Annotated in this window: 12 protein-coding genes; 11 read left to right on the top strand and 1 reads right to left on the bottom strand. The window is 43.2% G+C overall.

Translation table 11 applies throughout. The annotated features are described in order from the left end of the window. Position 1 precedes the first annotated feature (1 nt). The 7 genes from MHH86_RS25005 to MHH86_RS24975 all read left to right on the top strand — a co-directional run bounded on the left by MHH86_RS25005 (position 2) and on the right by MHH86_RS24975 (position 8,578). Positions 2–1,495 (top strand): NHL repeat-containing protein, encoded by a 1,494-nt coding sequence (locus MHH86_RS25005; protein ID WP_143761269.1) that lies wholly within the window; start codon positions 2–4, stop codon positions 1,493–1,495. Beyond that, the gene (locus MHH86_RS25000) at positions 1,492–2,106 is read left to right on the top strand and encodes a YIP1 family protein (RefSeq protein WP_076141536.1); all 615 of its coding nucleotides are present in this window, start codon (positions 1,492–1,494) and stop codon (positions 2,104–2,106) included. Before MHH86_RS25005 ends, MHH86_RS25000 begins: the two co-directional genes overlap by 4 nt. 18 nt (positions 2,107–2,124) lie before the next feature. After that, complete coding sequence (locus MHH86_RS24995; protein ID WP_342479473.1) at positions 2,125–4,497, top strand: DUF5696 domain-containing protein; 2,373 nt, start codon at positions 2,125–2,127, stop codon at positions 4,495–4,497. Positions 4,498–4,501: 4 nt separating this feature from the next. Then, positions 4,502–5,377 (top strand): sugar ABC transporter permease, encoded by an 876-nt coding sequence (locus MHH86_RS24990; protein ID WP_052097289.1) that lies wholly within the window; start codon positions 4,502–4,504, stop codon positions 5,375–5,377. A gap of 3 nt (positions 5,378–5,380) precedes the next feature. Next, positions 5,381–6,373 carry a carbohydrate ABC transporter permease gene (locus tag MHH86_RS24985; protein ID WP_081382488.1) on the top strand — a complete coding sequence of 331 codons (993 nt, stop codon included), beginning with the start codon at positions 5,381–5,383 and terminating at the stop codon, positions 6,371–6,373. A 208-nt stretch (positions 6,374–6,581) separates the two neighbouring features. Further along, positions 6,582–7,670, top strand: coding sequence for a low temperature requirement protein A (locus tag MHH86_RS24980; RefSeq protein WP_036679744.1), 1,089 nt, complete (start codon positions 6,582–6,584; stop codon positions 7,668–7,670). 131 nt (positions 7,671–7,801) lie between these two features. Continuing rightward, positions 7,802–8,578, top strand: coding sequence for a Cof-type HAD-IIB family hydrolase (locus tag MHH86_RS24975; protein WP_036679618.1), 777 nt, complete (start codon positions 7,802–7,804; stop codon positions 8,576–8,578). A gap of 148 nt (positions 8,579–8,726) precedes the next feature. Here MHH86_RS24975 and MHH86_RS24970 read toward each other — a convergent pair whose 3' ends face one another. Then, complete coding sequence (locus tag MHH86_RS24970) at positions 8,727–9,722, bottom strand: serine hydrolase (RefSeq protein ID WP_081383658.1); 996 nt, start codon at positions 9,720–9,722, stop codon at positions 8,727–8,729. Between the two features lie 113 nt (positions 9,723–9,835). Here MHH86_RS24970 and MHH86_RS24965 point away from each other — a divergent pair, with 113 nt between their 5' ends. The 4 genes from MHH86_RS24965 to MHH86_RS24950 all read left to right on the top strand — a co-directional run bounded on the left by MHH86_RS24965 (position 9,836) and on the right by MHH86_RS24950 (position 16,589). Beyond that, a complete protein-coding gene (locus tag MHH86_RS24965) occupies positions 9,836–12,208 on the top strand; it encodes a YcdB/YcdC domain-containing protein (protein WP_036679615.1) in 2,373 nt (790 codons plus the stop codon). A 732-nt stretch (positions 12,209–12,940) separates the two neighbouring features. Then, complete coding sequence (locus tag MHH86_RS24960; RefSeq protein ID WP_076179392.1) at positions 12,941–14,593, top strand: extracellular solute-binding protein; 1,653 nt, start codon at positions 12,941–12,943, stop codon at positions 14,591–14,593. A gap of 183 nt (positions 14,594–14,776) precedes the next feature. Next, positions 14,777–15,682: an ABC transporter permease subunit gene (locus tag MHH86_RS24955; protein WP_036679607.1), complete on the top strand. Its 906-nt coding sequence runs from the start codon at positions 14,777–14,779 to the stop codon at positions 15,680–15,682. 19 nt (positions 15,683–15,701) lie between these two features. Then, positions 15,702–16,589, top strand: a complete 888-nt coding sequence (locus MHH86_RS24950) for a carbohydrate ABC transporter permease (RefSeq protein WP_076099478.1) — start codon at positions 15,702–15,704, stop codon at positions 16,587–16,589. Positions 16,590–16,594 lie beyond the last annotated feature (5 nt).

Below are 16,594 nucleotides of genomic sequence, written 5' to 3'. Positions count from 1 at the left end.
CATGATGATAGGACGTAATATGAAAAAAATGCTGCTAACAGGGCTACTGGTGACGCTGACACTGCCAGTGCTGCTGCTTCCAGGGCAGGCGCTAGCTGGTGAAGCCCCATATGAGGGGTATACGTGGAATCAGTCCGGCAATGAGGTCCGCTCGATTAATGGTTATCTCTACGATTCTTCTATCGATCCAACAGGAACAGATACGGGGTCCTTCAAAAATCCGGAATCTCTCTTTATTAGTGATGACGATTCACTCTACGTAGTAGACACGGGCAATAGCCGTATTGTTCATATGGATAAGGACGGTCGTCTGCTAAATCTGATCGGCGATACGGAAGGCAGCGGCAAGCTGCAAGAGCCGAAGGGTGTATTCGTGAAAGAGGATGGAACGGTATATGTAGCAGATACAAAAAACGCGCGTATTGCTATTTTTGATAAAAATGGCAAGTTCGTAAAAGAGTTTCTAAAACCGGACAGCCCATTACTGGGTGCTAATTTCTCTTATTCTCCTTCTAAATTAGTCGTAGATAAGCGTGATTATATGTATGTGGTGAGCGATGGTAACACGCAGGGGTTGCTGCAAATTGACTCAGGCGGTAAGTTCAAGGGGTTCTATGGAGCGAACCATGTAGGCTTCTCCTGGACACGACTCTTAATTAAGCTGGTGGCCACCAAAGAGCAGCAGAACCAGCTGGCGACCGTTAAACCTTCTGAGTTCTCCAACGTGGATCTGGATGAAGAAGGATTTATCTACAGCACAACCCTGGGCGAAGAGTATAACCAGATCAAACGGTTATCTCCGGTAGGCGTAGATACGCTGAACATTGGTAAACGCTGGTACGGCGATTATTACTCTGAGGGTCCATTCAGTATGGCTTCCTTTATGGGGATCAGTATTGATAAGAACGGATTTATAACCGCGCTGGATTTGCAGTCCAGTAAAGTCTTTCAATATGACAAGCTGGGGAATTTGTTATTCAGCTTCGGCGGGATCGGGGATCAGAATGGACTCTTCGTGACTCCTTCCGCCGTAGATCAAACCGCTGATGGCCTGATCTATGTAGTGGATAAAGGACGGGGCAGAATCGATCGCTTCCGGACCACGCCCTTTGCGGATTTGGTTCATCAGGCGTCTTTGCTCTATGTAGATGGCAGCTATGACGAAGCGCAATCCTTATGGCAAGAGGTGCTGCGATTGAACGCCAATTATGATATGGCTTATCAAGCTATCGGCAAAGCGCTATATAAAGCAGAGCAATATAAGGAATCTATGAGCTACTTCAAGCTTTCAAATTCCAAAGCTGACTATTCATCTGCTTTCCGCGAATATCGTAAATTGTTTATCCGAGAGCACTTTACTTATTTCTTCGCCGGCGGAATTGGACTGTTCTTAGTACTGCTCTGGAGTGTGCCGAGATTATACCGGAGATTCCATACCTGGCTGTATAGAGGAAACAAGGCAGTATTGGATCCGGCAAAGGGGGAGATTGGATGAACACTTTGCGAATGATTCATCAGGTTGTAGTTCATCCTTATCAGTTCTATAACGATATTCAAGGAAAGCAGCGTATCCGCTGGATACAGGGGATTGCCATCGTTCTACTGACCTTTGTGGCACGAATGATCTCGATTCTGATTACAGGGTATGCTTTTCAAACAAGAGAGCCGCATGAAATCTCCATGTTTCATGAGTTTATTTGGCTTATCGTTCCTTGGTTGACCTGGTGTGTCTCGAACTGGGGTGTCAGTACGATTATGGATGGTGAGGGGAAATTCAAAGAGATTTTTGTGGGCAGTGCCTTTGCCCTTGTTCCATACATGCTCTTTATCCTTCCAGTCACACTGTTAACGTTGGTCCTTTCGCTGGATGAGGCTTCAACCTTCAATCTGCTGCACAAGTTTGTGATTCTTTGGGTGGCTTGGTTGATTTTAATGAAGGTGAAGATCCTGCATGATTTTGAGATTCGCAAGGTTATTTTTATCACCATAATCAGTGTAATAGGAATCACCATTATCTGGTTCGTAGGTATTTTGCTGTTTGGTATTTCCAATCAATTTGTTTCATTTATTGTCGATCTGCTCAAAGAATTGAGATTGCGCGCGTAAGGAGGGAAAGGTAACACGATGAGAAAAAAAGTTAAAGTGCGGGGCATTCTCTGTATTGTTGTGATGATGCTGTTCGCAGTGATAAATGTTCAACCCCTACACAGTTCCGCCGATCCGTCCACCGCTGCGCAGTCTGTTCAGACTGAAGAAAGCAAAGAGGTTGGGCAAGAGCAAACATCGGTGGTAACTGAACCAGCTGAAGAACAGACCCCAGCCGTGCAAGAAAAGGAGACTGTGGTTCCTGCAGAAGAGCAGACCCCAGCCGCTGTAACAGCACCTGTACAGAAGGTTGAGCTGCAGCCGGTCACGCCTGGAACAAAAGCATTGGAGAACGAACGCTATATTTTATATGTAGATGAGAAATCGGGAAATCTTCGCATCACAGACAAAATCACAAACAAGGAGTGGCTTGGATCTCCACAGCTGGAGCGAACAGCCATGCCAAATATTAAGAAATACACGACCGCGCCGATTTATGCAAGATACACACAGGGGGCTGACATTACACAGGTCTACCCACTTAAAGATGAGGACTCCACGGTTACCGTAACGATTGAGCAAGATGTCGTCCGCGCGGAGTTTGCTTTTATTAGCCTGAAGCTTTCTTTTGCTCTGGAGTACAGACTGACGGCTAATGGATTTGAGGCTTCCATTCCACAGGAGTATTTGAAGGAAGAGGGGAATGCGAAATTCACGAGTCTGGAGGTTCTGCCATTTTTTCATGCGGCTAGAGAAGATGCAGAGGGGGCAATGATGCTTCCAGATGGTTCAGGGGCATTGCTGGAGTTTCGTAAAGAACATCCCGTTTATTTGAAAGGTTATTCTGAGTACATTTACGGCGGGGACGAAACCTTCGTGAAACAAAATCATGAAATTACGGATAACTCTTGGCAAAAGGCGGCACCTCTTAAAAAAGCCATCGCTTTGCCAGTGTTTGGGATCTATCAGGGAGACACCGGATATTTAGCAATTGTTACTAAGGGAGATACCGACGCTAAAATAAACGGTGTTCCATCAGGCATTCGCGCTATTTCGCTTTATAGAGCATCAAGTGAATTTACCCTGCGCAAGGATGATGTTATTTTTGTCGGCAATTCCGGCCAAATTCCTTATTATCAGGGTGAGATGATCAAAACCGATCGTAGCGTACGTTATGTTCTGCTCCAAGGCGAGGAAGCTAACTACGTTGGGATGGCGAAGGAATACCGTAATTATTTAATGGAAGAGAAAAAGGTCAAGGAAGTAGTTCTTGAGAACACGCCATTGTATCTTCAAGTGCTCGGTGGGATTTCTCGTGATGAAGTCATCGGTTCAACTTTTATAGAAGCAGCTACGTTTAAACAAATCAAGGACATGATTGATCAATATCAGGCAGAGGGTGTTACTCAGCTAGAGATTACGATCGAGGGATGGTCCAAAAATGGTTTATACGGAAACCAGCCAGAACAATTTCCGGTTGAAAAGAAGCTGGGAGGTAAAAAGGGACTTAAAGAGCTTCAGGAATATGCCGCAGGCAAGGGCGTAAATCTTTATTTGAAAGCTAACTACGTGAAACCTTACCAAGATAGCAACAGCGTGAAGGCAAGCAGAGATGCTGTGCGCGGCATTAATCGTGAAGTCTTGAAGCAGTACGTTTATTATCTCTCTACCCGGTGGAATACGGATGATTATTTCTATTTAATGAAACCTAGTGTTATCGCAAAACGCAGTAATGCTGAGCTGAGCAAGTTCCAGGATTTGGGTGTGAAGGGTGTACAGTTTGAACACTTTGGAAGCTTGCTATACTCCGATGAGGATAATAAATCCAATACGGACCGCCAGCTTACAGAAGATACTTATGTTAATGCATTGGATAACTTCCGTAAGGGTGAGCTTAACACGGCAGTAGATTATGGTTTTGCCTATACATTAGGACATGTGAACCGGATTGATCAAGTGCCGCTCGACTCCAGTCAATTTGTCTATACAGATCGGGCGATTCCTTTCTATCAACTAGTGTTACACGGCTTAGTGCCTTATACAGCAAGCCCGGTTAATCTGTACGATGATTCCCGTAACCAAACCTTACGGGCGCTGGAATATGGAGCCCTTCCAAGTTATGAATTAACTTATGCTCCGACTAGCGATCTTCAGAGAACCATGGCAGACCGGCTGTTCAGTTCTAGTCTTGAGAACTGGCTGGCACCTTCTGTACAGAATTATCTCGCATTGAAAGAGGTCTATGACAGCATTAGTAACCAGCAAATGACGAATCATGAGCAGCTGCAAAGTAAGGTCTTTCGGACGACTTATGCAAACGGTGTGAGCATTATAGTCAACTATAATGAGCAGTCTGTTGACGTGTCTGGTCAGACCGTCGAGGCATTCAGCTATGCGGTAACAGGAGGATGATGAAGTGAAAAAATCAAAGCTATCGATGCGAGCGCGTTATTTCGTTGAAGGATATTCCTTCATCGGCCTGTGGCTGGTCGGATTTCTGGTGTTTATGGCTGTTCCGCTGGGCCGTTCCTTGTATTATTCCTTTCAGGATCTCCAAGTGAGCAAAAGCGGCTTACTGGCCACTTTTGTTGGGATGGAGCATTATCGCGCCGCTTTTACTACAGATGTTAATTTCTTGCCTCTGCTCAAATCGACGATGGTGTCGACGGTGACTCAGGTTCCGTTAATTCTTATCTTTTCGCTCTTTTGTGCGATTCTGCTAAATCGAGGACTCGTAGGAAAAACCTTTTTTCGTGGCGTGTTCTTTTTGCCGGTCATCATTGCTTCAGGGGCGATCCTGGGCAAATTGATGGATCAGGGTGCCGCAAATTTACCGATTTTTTATAATCAGGATTTATATGATAAGCTCCATAACTTTATCCCCGGCGACATTTTGAAGTCGTTGCTGAAATATGCAGAATCTTTAACGCTGGTGATGTGGGATTCTGGCGTGCAAATTTTGATTTTTCTAGCGGGGTTACAGACGATTTCTGTTTCACTGTATGAAGCGGCCAAATGTGATGGAGCAACCGCGTGGGAAAGCTTTTGGAAAATCACCTTCCCGATGATTATGCCGATGATGCTCGTAAACACATTGTTTAGTATCGTCAGCTCATTCACGAAGGCAGATAATCAAATCATGAGTCATATTTTGAATGTCGTCTTTAAGAATAATGATTTTGGATATGGCTCAGCGATGGGTTGGATTTATTTTGTGTTTATTTTCTTGGTTCTGGGTTTGGTCTTCCTGTTATTCAGCAAGTCGCTCGGTGCCACCGAAGGGAGGAAGTAGAAGATGTTGAAGGAATCCGTAAAGCAGGTTCGGACAACGAACATGGAACATCTGACAACTCGTCTAAAAGCAAGCGGCAAGCTGGACAGGGTCGTGAAACGTTCGCTTCAGGTGCTGAATATCGCTTTTTATTACTTGGTTATTCTCAGCTTAACGTTCGTATTCCTATATCCCTTGTTATACATGGTATCCAAATCCATGATGCAAGTAACAGACGTGGCCGATGCCACAGTGCAATGGCTTCCGAAAAAGATAAGTTTTGGCAACTATTTTCTGGCATGGGATTCGCTAAAATTCTGGGCCGGGTTCGCAAATAGTACGATTATTTCCTTCGGGAGTGCGGTTCTGCAAATCTTAAGCTGTTCCTTAATCGGTTATGGCTTTGCCAGATACCGTTTTCCAGGCTACGCAGTGTGTTTCGTTCTGCTGTTGTTTACTTTTCTAGTTCCACCGCAGACGATTGTTGTGCCACTGTATTTGTTCTTTAGTGACTTGGGGTGGATTAATACACATTTGCCGTTTGTGGTTCCCTCTATGTTTGGGCACGGGTTGAAGGGGGCATTATTCGTACTGATCTTTATTCAGTTCTACCGCGGAATGCCTAAAGTGTTGGAGGAAGCAGCACGTATCGACGGTGCAGGCGCATTCAGAACGTACTGGAAAATCATGTTTCCTATCGCCAAGCCCGCAATGCTGATCGTATTCTTATTCTCTGTGGTATGGCACTGGAATGACAGCTTTGAACCGAATACGTATTTAACAACACCGGATTTCTATAATCTGTCGCAGCGATTAGCGATGTTTTATGGTTCCAATAATCAGGCAGCGGAGACGATGTCGCAAATGACTTCGGGTTCTATTGGGATGGCCCCAACTGGACTGAATCAGGTTATGGCGGCGTGTATTCTAACCATTCTGCCAATTCTGATTCTGTATTTGTTCGTACAGCGTCATTTCGTAGAAAGTGTGGAACGCTCCGGTATTGCCGGGGAATAAGAACAAAGCTCTAGTCAGAAAAAACCAGCAAGCCTCCCGTATGTGGGGGCTTGCTGGTTTTATTTTAGGCAAAGGGGCTTCAAATTAGTATATCAATTCGGTTAAGATGGATAAGTATTCGATAAACTGTATTAGAAATACACATCCAAACCAAGGGAGTCAGACGATGAATAAACGCACATCGGGATTTGAGCACAGTACAGCATCCATTGCTGAGAAGAAAGTTACTTGGCTGGAGCTATTTTATGATCTGCTTTTTGTAGCAGCAGTTTCAAAAGCGAGCCATGTCCTATTGCATGTAGAGGCGGGTAAAATCCCACTTGAATACTTATCTAAATTTATCTTGATATTTGTTCCGATCTGGTGGGCCTGGGTAGGGCAATCGCTTTTTGTAAATCGGTTTGGGCAAGACATCTTTTCACATCGGATATTTCTGATTCTACAATTATTTTTTGTATTAATAATGACGGCGAGCTTATCGGTTAACTTTGATCAATATTATATGCCATTCTTAATAGGTTATGTTGGTTTAAGAGCTATGACAGCCATTCAATATCTTACGGTAAATAAGAATGAAGAGGATGATAGAAAGGGCACTGCCCGGTATCTGGGAAGCAGATTTTGGATTGGATTAGTGATCTCTTCTTTATCACTTTTCTTTGACTCTTGGATGCGTTATGTAGTTTTGTATGCGGGAATTACTGTAGACATTTTGCTTCCATTAGTCGGTCGGAAATACTTGGTGAAAAGTCCGATCAATACTCATCATTTATTAGAACGCTTCTCGTTGTTTACGCTTATTCTGCTTGGGGAATCAGTGGTCAGTATCCTTGCGGTTTTACAGTCTAGCCACTGGACGTGGCAATCTATTGTATTTGCATTATTAACTTTTCTATTAATTATAGCTATGTGGTGGCAATATTTTGATAATGTTGAAAAGAAAGTGGACAAAACTATAGAGACTGCCGGGCAAACCATAATTTATGGACATTTATTTATTTATGTATCCTTGAGTATGATTGCAGCTTCGATCCAACTGTTATTTTTAGATCAATTAAATTATATATTTATGGTGTGTTTTATTTTTGGATCGGTCCTGCTTTACTTCTTCTCTACCTCACTGGTCTTCCATAAATATAGACGTATACAGCAACGGTTAGGGATATTCCATTTGGCGTTATTATTAGGTTTACTTGGTGTTTTTTTCGCAGTAGATTTGTTGTTCCTTATACCTAATTACCTGATCATTGGTGAAATGATGTTATTTTTTGTGGTATATGCAAAATTAACGACGTAAGTTTGTTGTGCCGAAGCTGAATAAGAAAACAAGAAGGAAGCCGATCCATGTGATCGGCTTCCTTCTTGTTTTAGATCCCATGAAATATAATCTATCTAGTTACGTTCGAACGGGGAGGCTTATTTCATAATATGTATAAGATTGTATTTTTTGATGTGGACGGTACTCTAGTAAGTGAAATTGATAGAAGCATCCCGCTTAGCACGATAGAAGCAATTGAGAAGTTGATAGAGAGAGGAATTAAAGTCGTAGTTGCAACAGGGAGACCGCATAACTTATGTGAAGAGTTCAAGTCTATGGGCATTGATACCTTTATTTCTGCTAACGGTGCGCTTATCAAATGTAAGGATAACGTTATCTATAAATCAATGCTTTCAACAGAAACCGTGCGGGATGTCTCGGCTTTTGCTGAGTTAAACGGACATGGCATGTCCTATTTAACCGAACTTATAACTATGAACGGAATGGGTTCCGAGGATGAGCGCGTTATGAAGGCATTAATGGAGACTTTGAGTCTTACACAATATCCCGAAAAAATGAGCGCTCTGCCAGAGGAGGTTTACTGTATATGCTTGTATGCGGACGAAAATGAAGCGCAAAAATTCCAAGATAGATTTCCTGAATTACGGTTCGAACGTTTTCACGGATACGTTATGAATGTGCTTGAAGAAACAAAAGTTTCTAAATCAATTGCGATTAAACAAGTGCTGAATTATCTGAATATTTGCAGGTCAGAAGCTATCGCGTTTGGTGATGGTGGAAATGATATCGACATGTTGGAGTATGTGGGATTGGGAATTGCGATGGGAAATGGTGCGGAACAGTTAAAACAAAAAGCGGATTTTGTTACAAAAAAAACAAGTGAAGGCGGGATAGCCTACGCATTAAAGAAATTTGGTGTCATTTAAGCTTGCAGCAAACTAATTGATGAAAAATTGAGAACGATCTTTCGTTCAAATCAAACAGCGACAGCCCAAGACTTTATCAGTCTATGGCTGTGGCTGCTTTATGGATTGTGTGGTATCCACACATAGAACTGCATGTGATTCCTGGTTCTTACTGCCCTAGAAGAGCAGGTACAATAAACCGGCCGAAAACATTTGCAGGAGAGCCTTTTTTGTACTTATCCGCGGTGATAACGGCAACCAGCTCGTAAGCAGGAACTACAATAATATGCTGCCCTTTGAAGCCGAGTGCAAAATAATAAGGGATCTCGTTCGGCTGCTGCTCTGAACCTGCATTGAACTGGGATACCCACCAATGCCAGCCGTAGAATCCTTTTTGCGGATGATTGGCTTCAACGTAAGGGCGAGTGGATTGCTGAATTGTATCCGAAAAAAGGATCTGCTGATTCTTCCAGCGTCCCTCCTGCAAATAAAGTAAGCCGAATTTCAGCATATCCTCTGGCTTCAGATGAAGTCCGAACCCACCGGTATGTATGCCTTGCGGATCGCTCTCCCAGTGATAGCTTTGAATACCAAGCGGTTGAAACAGCTGGTCTTCGGCAAATTCTGCAACCGCTTGTCCAGAACAATCACGCAGGATTGCGGACAAAAGCTGGGAGGAGCCTGAGTTATAGGTCATCACGGTTCCTGGTGTATGAGCTAATGGCTGTGCAAGCACGTATTTTATCCAGTCCGCGGTTTTAGTCATGGCCGGAAAAGAATTCTGCCCACCGAACTCTGTCCAGTTAAAGCCTCCGGTCATCGTTAATAAGTGTTCGATAGTGATCTCTCTTTTACGTGGGTCACGATCTTCTTTTAATGAAGGAAAAAATAAAGAAATAGGTGTGTCTGGAGGTGGAATGATTAGTTTATCTATGGCTATGCAAACTAAGGCAGAAAGTACGCTTTTGGTGCACGAGTTGATTTTGCCAAGCTCTGCAGCGATTTGTGGATCACGGTAATGCTCCAGTATGGTTTCTCCATGTTGAACGATTAGACAACTGCGAATGTCTAGGCTAGTAATACCGTCAATAAGCGGCTGAAGGTTCCAGTCAGTAATGTTGGTGACCCCCTTTCTAGATGAATTAAAGCTGCAACTGTTTACCATTATAGCTCACATCACCAAAATGTCGTAATTTCCTGTCGTTAAATAATTATGGAAAATACAAGAAAATATCTGTATAATAATATGAATCACGTGTTAGAGGAGGATGAATTCTTTTGAAAAGCAATAGTACTCTTTTTGTTCATCAAACGGCTAAAACGGTATTGATCACTTCAGTTGCACTCGCGTTACTCTTACCCCCTGGCTTAGCCGCAGCCGATTCTATATCTGTTAGCAGCAACACTTCCGTAACGCAGGTTAGTACGCAATCAGCGGCTCCAGCTACGACTACGAACTCTGAGGCTGATCCTACAAAAGTGAAATTCACGCAGGAGCAAGCCATTGCAAAGTTAAAAGAACTATTCCCATCCCTAAAAGATGCAACTGTAAACAATGTTCAACTGGGATCTAACCAAAGCTACCCAGCACCAGCAAATCAAATGATCTGGCATATTCAGTGGCAGGTTCAAGAAGGGAATATGGGATATGGTTTTAGCAGTGAGGTAGACGCCATTAATGGTGATATCATCAATACCTATCTCTCATTCTCGCAGGAAAAGAACGAGTCCTATTATCCACCGAAAGTATCGCAGACTCAGGCATTGGAGATCGCCAAGACTTTTGTGGCTAAGGCAGCCTCATCAGTTAAGAGCAGTGAGCTGCAATTAAATGAGAATGTCGGTTATAGTTATTTTTCGGAATCATTATTCGGTCCTGTTCAATATGGGTATAACTTCAGTATTCTGAAGAATGGTATTCCTTCTGGATCGGACAGCATTAACATAGTTGTGGATGGTAACGGAAATGTAACGCAATTCTCTAAGTCTTCTCAAGGGCTTGAGTACCCGTCTGCACAGCCCAAGATTACCTTGGAGCAAGCACAGAAGCAATTTGCGGAACAGTTTGATGTGGGCCTATTTTACATTCCTATTTATAAGAACGGAAAACCTAACAACTGGATTCTAGGCTGGCGTCCAATAGATCAGTCTCTATATCCTATCGATGCATTAACGGGCAAGCGGATAGATTATGAAGGAAAAGAATCCGTATCCACCTCAGTCGTGTATTCAGAAGTAGCGAAGAGTAAGGATGTTTTTCAGGCAAGAAGTTCTAGTACAGAGCTTTCTGCAAAAGAAGCAGCACAACTTGTAGAGAAGGTTGCTTATATTCCAGCAGACCGTAAATTGATCTCGCAAACCTTGAGAAATGACTATCAGGATTCAGATCGAAAAATCTGGCAGCTATACTGGGGCAGTAATGGAAATGATCGTTACATTGGTGCTGGCTTTCCAGAGCAATCCTCTGCCGAGATCGATGCAAAGACCGGTGAAGTATTGCAGTACCAGGTTCAAGCTTATGGTGCTATTCAGGATAAGAAGAAGGAAGAGCCGGCACCTGCTGGAGGTAAGAAGCTTAGTGAGGCTGAAGCGAAGGTGAAAGCGCTTAGTATAATTAATAGTCTATATCCTCAGGCGAGCCAGAAGCTAAAGCTGGTAGAATACGGGGATAATTCGAGTTTGACTTCAGACGGATCAGGATATGGATATCAGTTTATTAGATATCATCAAGGAATTCCTGTGAGTGGCAGCACCATTACGGTAAGCTTGGATCTTTACGGCAGACTGACTTCTTATATGGGGAATCGGATAAGCAGTATCGATGAAATCACATTATCGCCTGATGCAACAATTTCCAAGAAAGAAGCGCTCGAAAGTTATAAACCTAAATATCAGACTAAGCTGAAGTATACTCAGGTTGGCGGATATAATACTTATAGAAACTATGTCGCACCGAAGGTGAAGCTGGTATATGATACAACCTTTGATGAATCTAACGGATTGAATCAGGTTTTGGATGCAGTCACTGGAAAATGGATTGCGGTCTATGATTATCTCGGTCAGCAGGATGCTCAACTATCTGCAACGGATATCAAAGGCCATACAGCAGAGCGAGAATTATCAGAATTGGTAAACCACCATGTGATTACACCGGATGCCGATGGCAAAGTGAACCCGGATCAAGAAATAACTGTCGGTGATTGGTTAACCTATCTTGCCAAAGCTTCTAGCCCAAATTTCACCAATTATTATAATAATAATGAACGGAAAACTGTAGCAGGCGTGAAGCCAGAGAATTCATATTATGACGCTGTTATTTTTGCAGCAGATCGTAAATGGATCAATAAGGATGAAAGCCTGCAAGTAGAGAGTAAGTTAACCCGGGAACAGCTTGCTGTTCATCTGGCTAATTTCTTGAAATACAATAAACTTACAGCTTATCTTGATAAAGATGTGACTGTAAGTCAGTTTAGTGATAGCTCAGCTATAAACAATAAGGGGGCGGTGGCTCTTGTTGTGAAATTGGGACTCTTAAAGGATGACAACGGCAAGTTTAATCCGCAGCAGAATGTAACAAAAGCGCTGGCGGCTTCGGTGATCATGAAGCTAGTGGAGCTGCAAGGAAAGACTGATCAGATCATAGGTCAATAAGTGTTAAAAAGACAGCCAGGCAGCGATTCTCCGACGATTGGAGAAGCGCTGCCTGGTTTTTTAGTTTGCAGCGCGGCGGATTGACTAAAGCATCTCTATCTGGCAGATGCAGTTTTCGGTCTCCACCCAGCATTTTTTTTGTGCGCCGATTCTTGCTGGAATCCGCGAAATAACTGCATTCTATACAGTTATTTCTTATGCAAAAGGTGAATGTGTATCTTTAATTGCATTCTCTGCAACTAAAAACTAGAGAATTCACCTATCGGCGAGAAAAGCAAGCATATAAGTGTACGAAATACACTTATATCCTTTGGCTGAGTGATTTGATGCATTATAAGTGTACTAAATACAATTAAACGCGTAATGCCGCGTAATGCCGCGTAATTCAATGCTGAATTCAACGTTGAATTTATCCTCAGGGCAATCCTCAACGCAATCCTCAGTCCATACCTCCTACACTATGTACCGACGGCTCACTATATAGGTAATCTTGATGGCTAAGATTCTTAAGGGGTAGCATAAGGATCAGCCTCTTTTTCGTGTAATTAATTACCAATACATAGACACTAACAATCTCACAGTATTATGATAATCAGAGTGACCCTAAAGCGGAGCTTTGTTAGGCGAACATGAATAGGTAAAGAAAAGATACCGAATGTAAACGGTTCACACTCGCTGTGTTAACGCTTTCTTCTTACAATTAGGATATAGAAAATAAGGGAGGTTCAATAGATGAAAAGTAAGATTAAAGGCTTGCCTTTAATGGCATCGGCCATTGTTTTATCATTAGTTTTCAGTGGTTGCTCCAGCAATAATAGTGGAAACAGTAGTAGTTCCGCAGAGGGAAACACTAGTGCGCAAACGGAAATGGAAGGCGGTCCTTTAACCAAATATGATCCGCCGATCAAACTTCGCTCCACGATGAACGAAACAGGCAAAGAGACGTTGGCGCAGGGCGATACACATTCCAATAACATCTGGACCAGAGGATACGAGGAAGAACTTGGGATTAAAGTGTCCTATGACTGGATTGTGGCTGATGCCAACTATAACGATAAAATGAACGTTACCTTGGCGAGCGGCGATTTGCCTGATTTGTTAAAGGTGTCCACGGTGCAATTCGAGCAGCTTTATGAAGCTGGCATGTTGGAGGATTTGACCGGGGTGTTTGATAAATATGCTTCGGATCTTGTCAAAGAATATTACGCTGAAGAAGACGGAGCAGGACTAAAGCCGGTTACGAAAGATGGAAAACTGATGGCGATGGTAAGCTTCCCGGGTTCGCTGGATTCCTCTGATATGATATGGATTCGAAAAGACTGGATGGACAAGCTGGGTCTGGCAGAACCAACATCCATGCAGGATATTATTAAGATTGCAGAAGACTTTACATTTAAAGATCCAGACGGAAATGGCAAACAGGACACTTACGGCATTTCGTTGAACAAGGACTTGCCAATCAATGCGTTTCTTCTCGGGTACCATGCTTACCTGGAAACTTGGATCAAAAATGCCGATGGCGAGGTTGTGAATGGTACGATTCAACCGGAGGTAAAGGCTGGACTTGCGGAGCTGCAAAGATTGTATAAAGAAGGAGTCATTGATCCAGAGTTTGGGGTAAAAGACTTTGCCAAAGCGATGGAGGATGTGAATGCTGGTAAATCCGGTATGTTATTTTTGCCGCAATGGGCACCTTTCCAAGTAAAGGACATGATTAAAAAAGATCAAAATGTTAACTGGGTGCCTTATCCAGTACAATCTATTGATGACCAACCTGCCAAAACTCAAAACCATCTTACAATTGGTGGCGTATTCGCGGTCCGTAAGGGCTACGAGCATCCGGAGGCATTGATCAAGCTGCTTAACTTCCAAGCAGAGAAAATGTTTGGGGAGTCCGCTAAAACAGAACGGGCAAAATATTTGAACGGGGACACAGGTCTGGGCTTCCAAAACGCGGTTGTATCCAACCTGCCACCGAACAAAAATGTAAAGGCACAGGATGAAGTGGAAAAAGCCCTTGAATCGGGAGATACCTCAAACATGGGCCTTGAAGCTAAATTATTCTATGATGATATTCAAAGCTACCGCGGTGGAGATCTTGATAAATGGCATATGGAACGGATCTTTGGGCCGCTTAGCTCACAATCGGTTATCAAACACTACCGCGACAATGACTTGGTGTTGATGAATGAGTTCATTTATGCCCCAACCAAAACGATGAACAGCAAAGCGGCTACCTTGGATAAACTGCGTGCAGAGACCTTTGTCAAAATCATTTACGGAAGTCTTCCTATCGATGAATTCGACAAATTCGTAGCCAACTGGAAAAAGCTCGGTGGAGATCAAATAACGAAAGAAGTAAATGATATCGTAAAAGCAAACTAGTAAAAACTACGCAGAAGAGGACTGCCCCTAGTCATGATAATGACAAACGGGCAGTTCTTTTTTTGGCTGAGCAGCTATTCGGTTCGATAACCAGGTCAACAAAAGATACTTAAAGTCAATACGCTACACTATTAAGGCAATTTGGGGCTGCTCTATAATTGAGATACAAGGAGGAGAAAGCATATGCACTTTAATACTAAGCAATTTCTACGTAATATTCCGCTCCATTTAATGATTTTACCTGCCTTAATAGTAATCATTATTTTCAGTTATATTCCGATGGCTGGCCTTGTAATTGCCTTCCAGAATTTTTCCCCGATCTCAGGGTTTAAGAATATGAACTGGACAGGGCTCGAAAACTTTCGTTATTTGTTTGAGCTTCCCGGTTTTGGTCAGGTCGTATGGAATACTGTATTTATCTCCGTCATGAAAATTATTGCTGGCCTGACCGTGCCAGTTATAGCGGCTCTATTGCTTAATGAGGTTCGTGTAAACGGCTTCAAACGTTCGATTCAGACGATTATTTATATGCCGCACTTTTTCTCATGGGTTATCTTGGGCGGGATTATCGTAGATGTACTGTCTCCGAGCAGCGGGATTGTCAACATGCTTTTAAAAGCACTAGGCATGCAGCCTATTCAATTTCTAGCGGACAATAGCTGGTTCCCATACGTACTAGTGATCACAGATCAATGGAAGGAGTTTGGATTCGGGACGATCATTTATTTGGCGGCTTTAACCAGCATTGACTCCTCCCTTTATGAAGCTGCTGTAATCGATGGTGCCGGAAGATGGAAGCAGACCTGGCATATTACGCTTCCGGGCATTCGCCCGATTATGATCCTGATGCTTACACTCAGTCTTGGCAACGTCCTGAACGGGGGATTTGACCAAGTGTTCAACCTGTACAATCCGCTAGTGTATGAATCAGGTGATATTTTGGACACGATGATTTACCGAATTGGTCTTCAGGATGCTCAATACTCTGTATCGACCGCACTAGGATTGATAAAATCGGTAGTTTCCTTCGTATTTATCGGGCTGGGTTATTATCTGGCGTATCGTTTTGCTAAATATCGGATTTTTTAGAGAGAAAGGAGTGGACTAAATGCACCATACTTCAACTGCTTATCGTTGGTTTCTCCGCTGCAATTATGTATTTCTGACTTTGCTCGCAGTGCTTTGTCTTTTTCCGATCGTGAACATTCTGGCGATCTCCTTCAGCTCCAGCGCAGCTGTTAACGCGGGTAGCGTAACCTTCTGGCCTGTGGATTTCACACTTTCTTCCTATAAATATATCCTTCAGAACAACCAGTTCATTCACTCCTTCGGAACTAGTCTGCTCCGGGTAGTGCTTGGCGTATCCGTTAACCTGTTGTTTACGATTCTAGTAGCTTATCCATTGTCTAAAGAGGCAAAGTCCTTCCGCTCACGGACCGTGTATGCCTGGGTTTTTGTGTTCACGATGCTCTTCAGTGGGGGTCTGATTCCTGGCTATTTAATTGTAAAAGAAATGGGGCTGCTGGATAGCATCTGGGCGCTTGTTATACCGGGCGCGGTGCCGATCTTTAATGTTCTGCTTATGCTCAATTTCTTCAGAGGTTTGCCAAAAGAATTGGAGGAAGCCGCATGGATGGATGGCGCAGGACACTTACGTACGTTATGGAGTGTGTATCTGCCGGTATCTATGCCAAGTATTGCGACCATTACGTTGTTCGCTTTGGTGGGGCACTGGAATGCATGGTTCGATGGTATGATTTATATGAGAAGCCCGGAACATTATCCGCTGGCCACCTATTTACAATCCATACTTCAGCAGGTATCGATCCAGACTGAAAATATTACTTTTGAACAAGCTGCGTTATTAAATCAAATCTCAGACCGTACAACGCAAGCCTCCCAGATCTTCTTGTCTATCATTCCGATCCTGGCGATTTATCCGTTCCTGCAAAGATATTTTGTGCATGGACTAGTCGTGGGTAGTGTAAAGGGGTAAACTGG

Source organism: Paenibacillus sp. FSL F4-0097 (assembly GCF_038593125.1).
In the GTDB taxonomy this organism is placed as follows: domain Bacteria; phylum Bacillota; class Bacilli; order Paenibacillales; family Paenibacillaceae; genus Paenibacillus_AQ; species Paenibacillus_AQ odorifer.
This window is presented reverse-complemented; position numbering and strand designations above follow the sequence as displayed.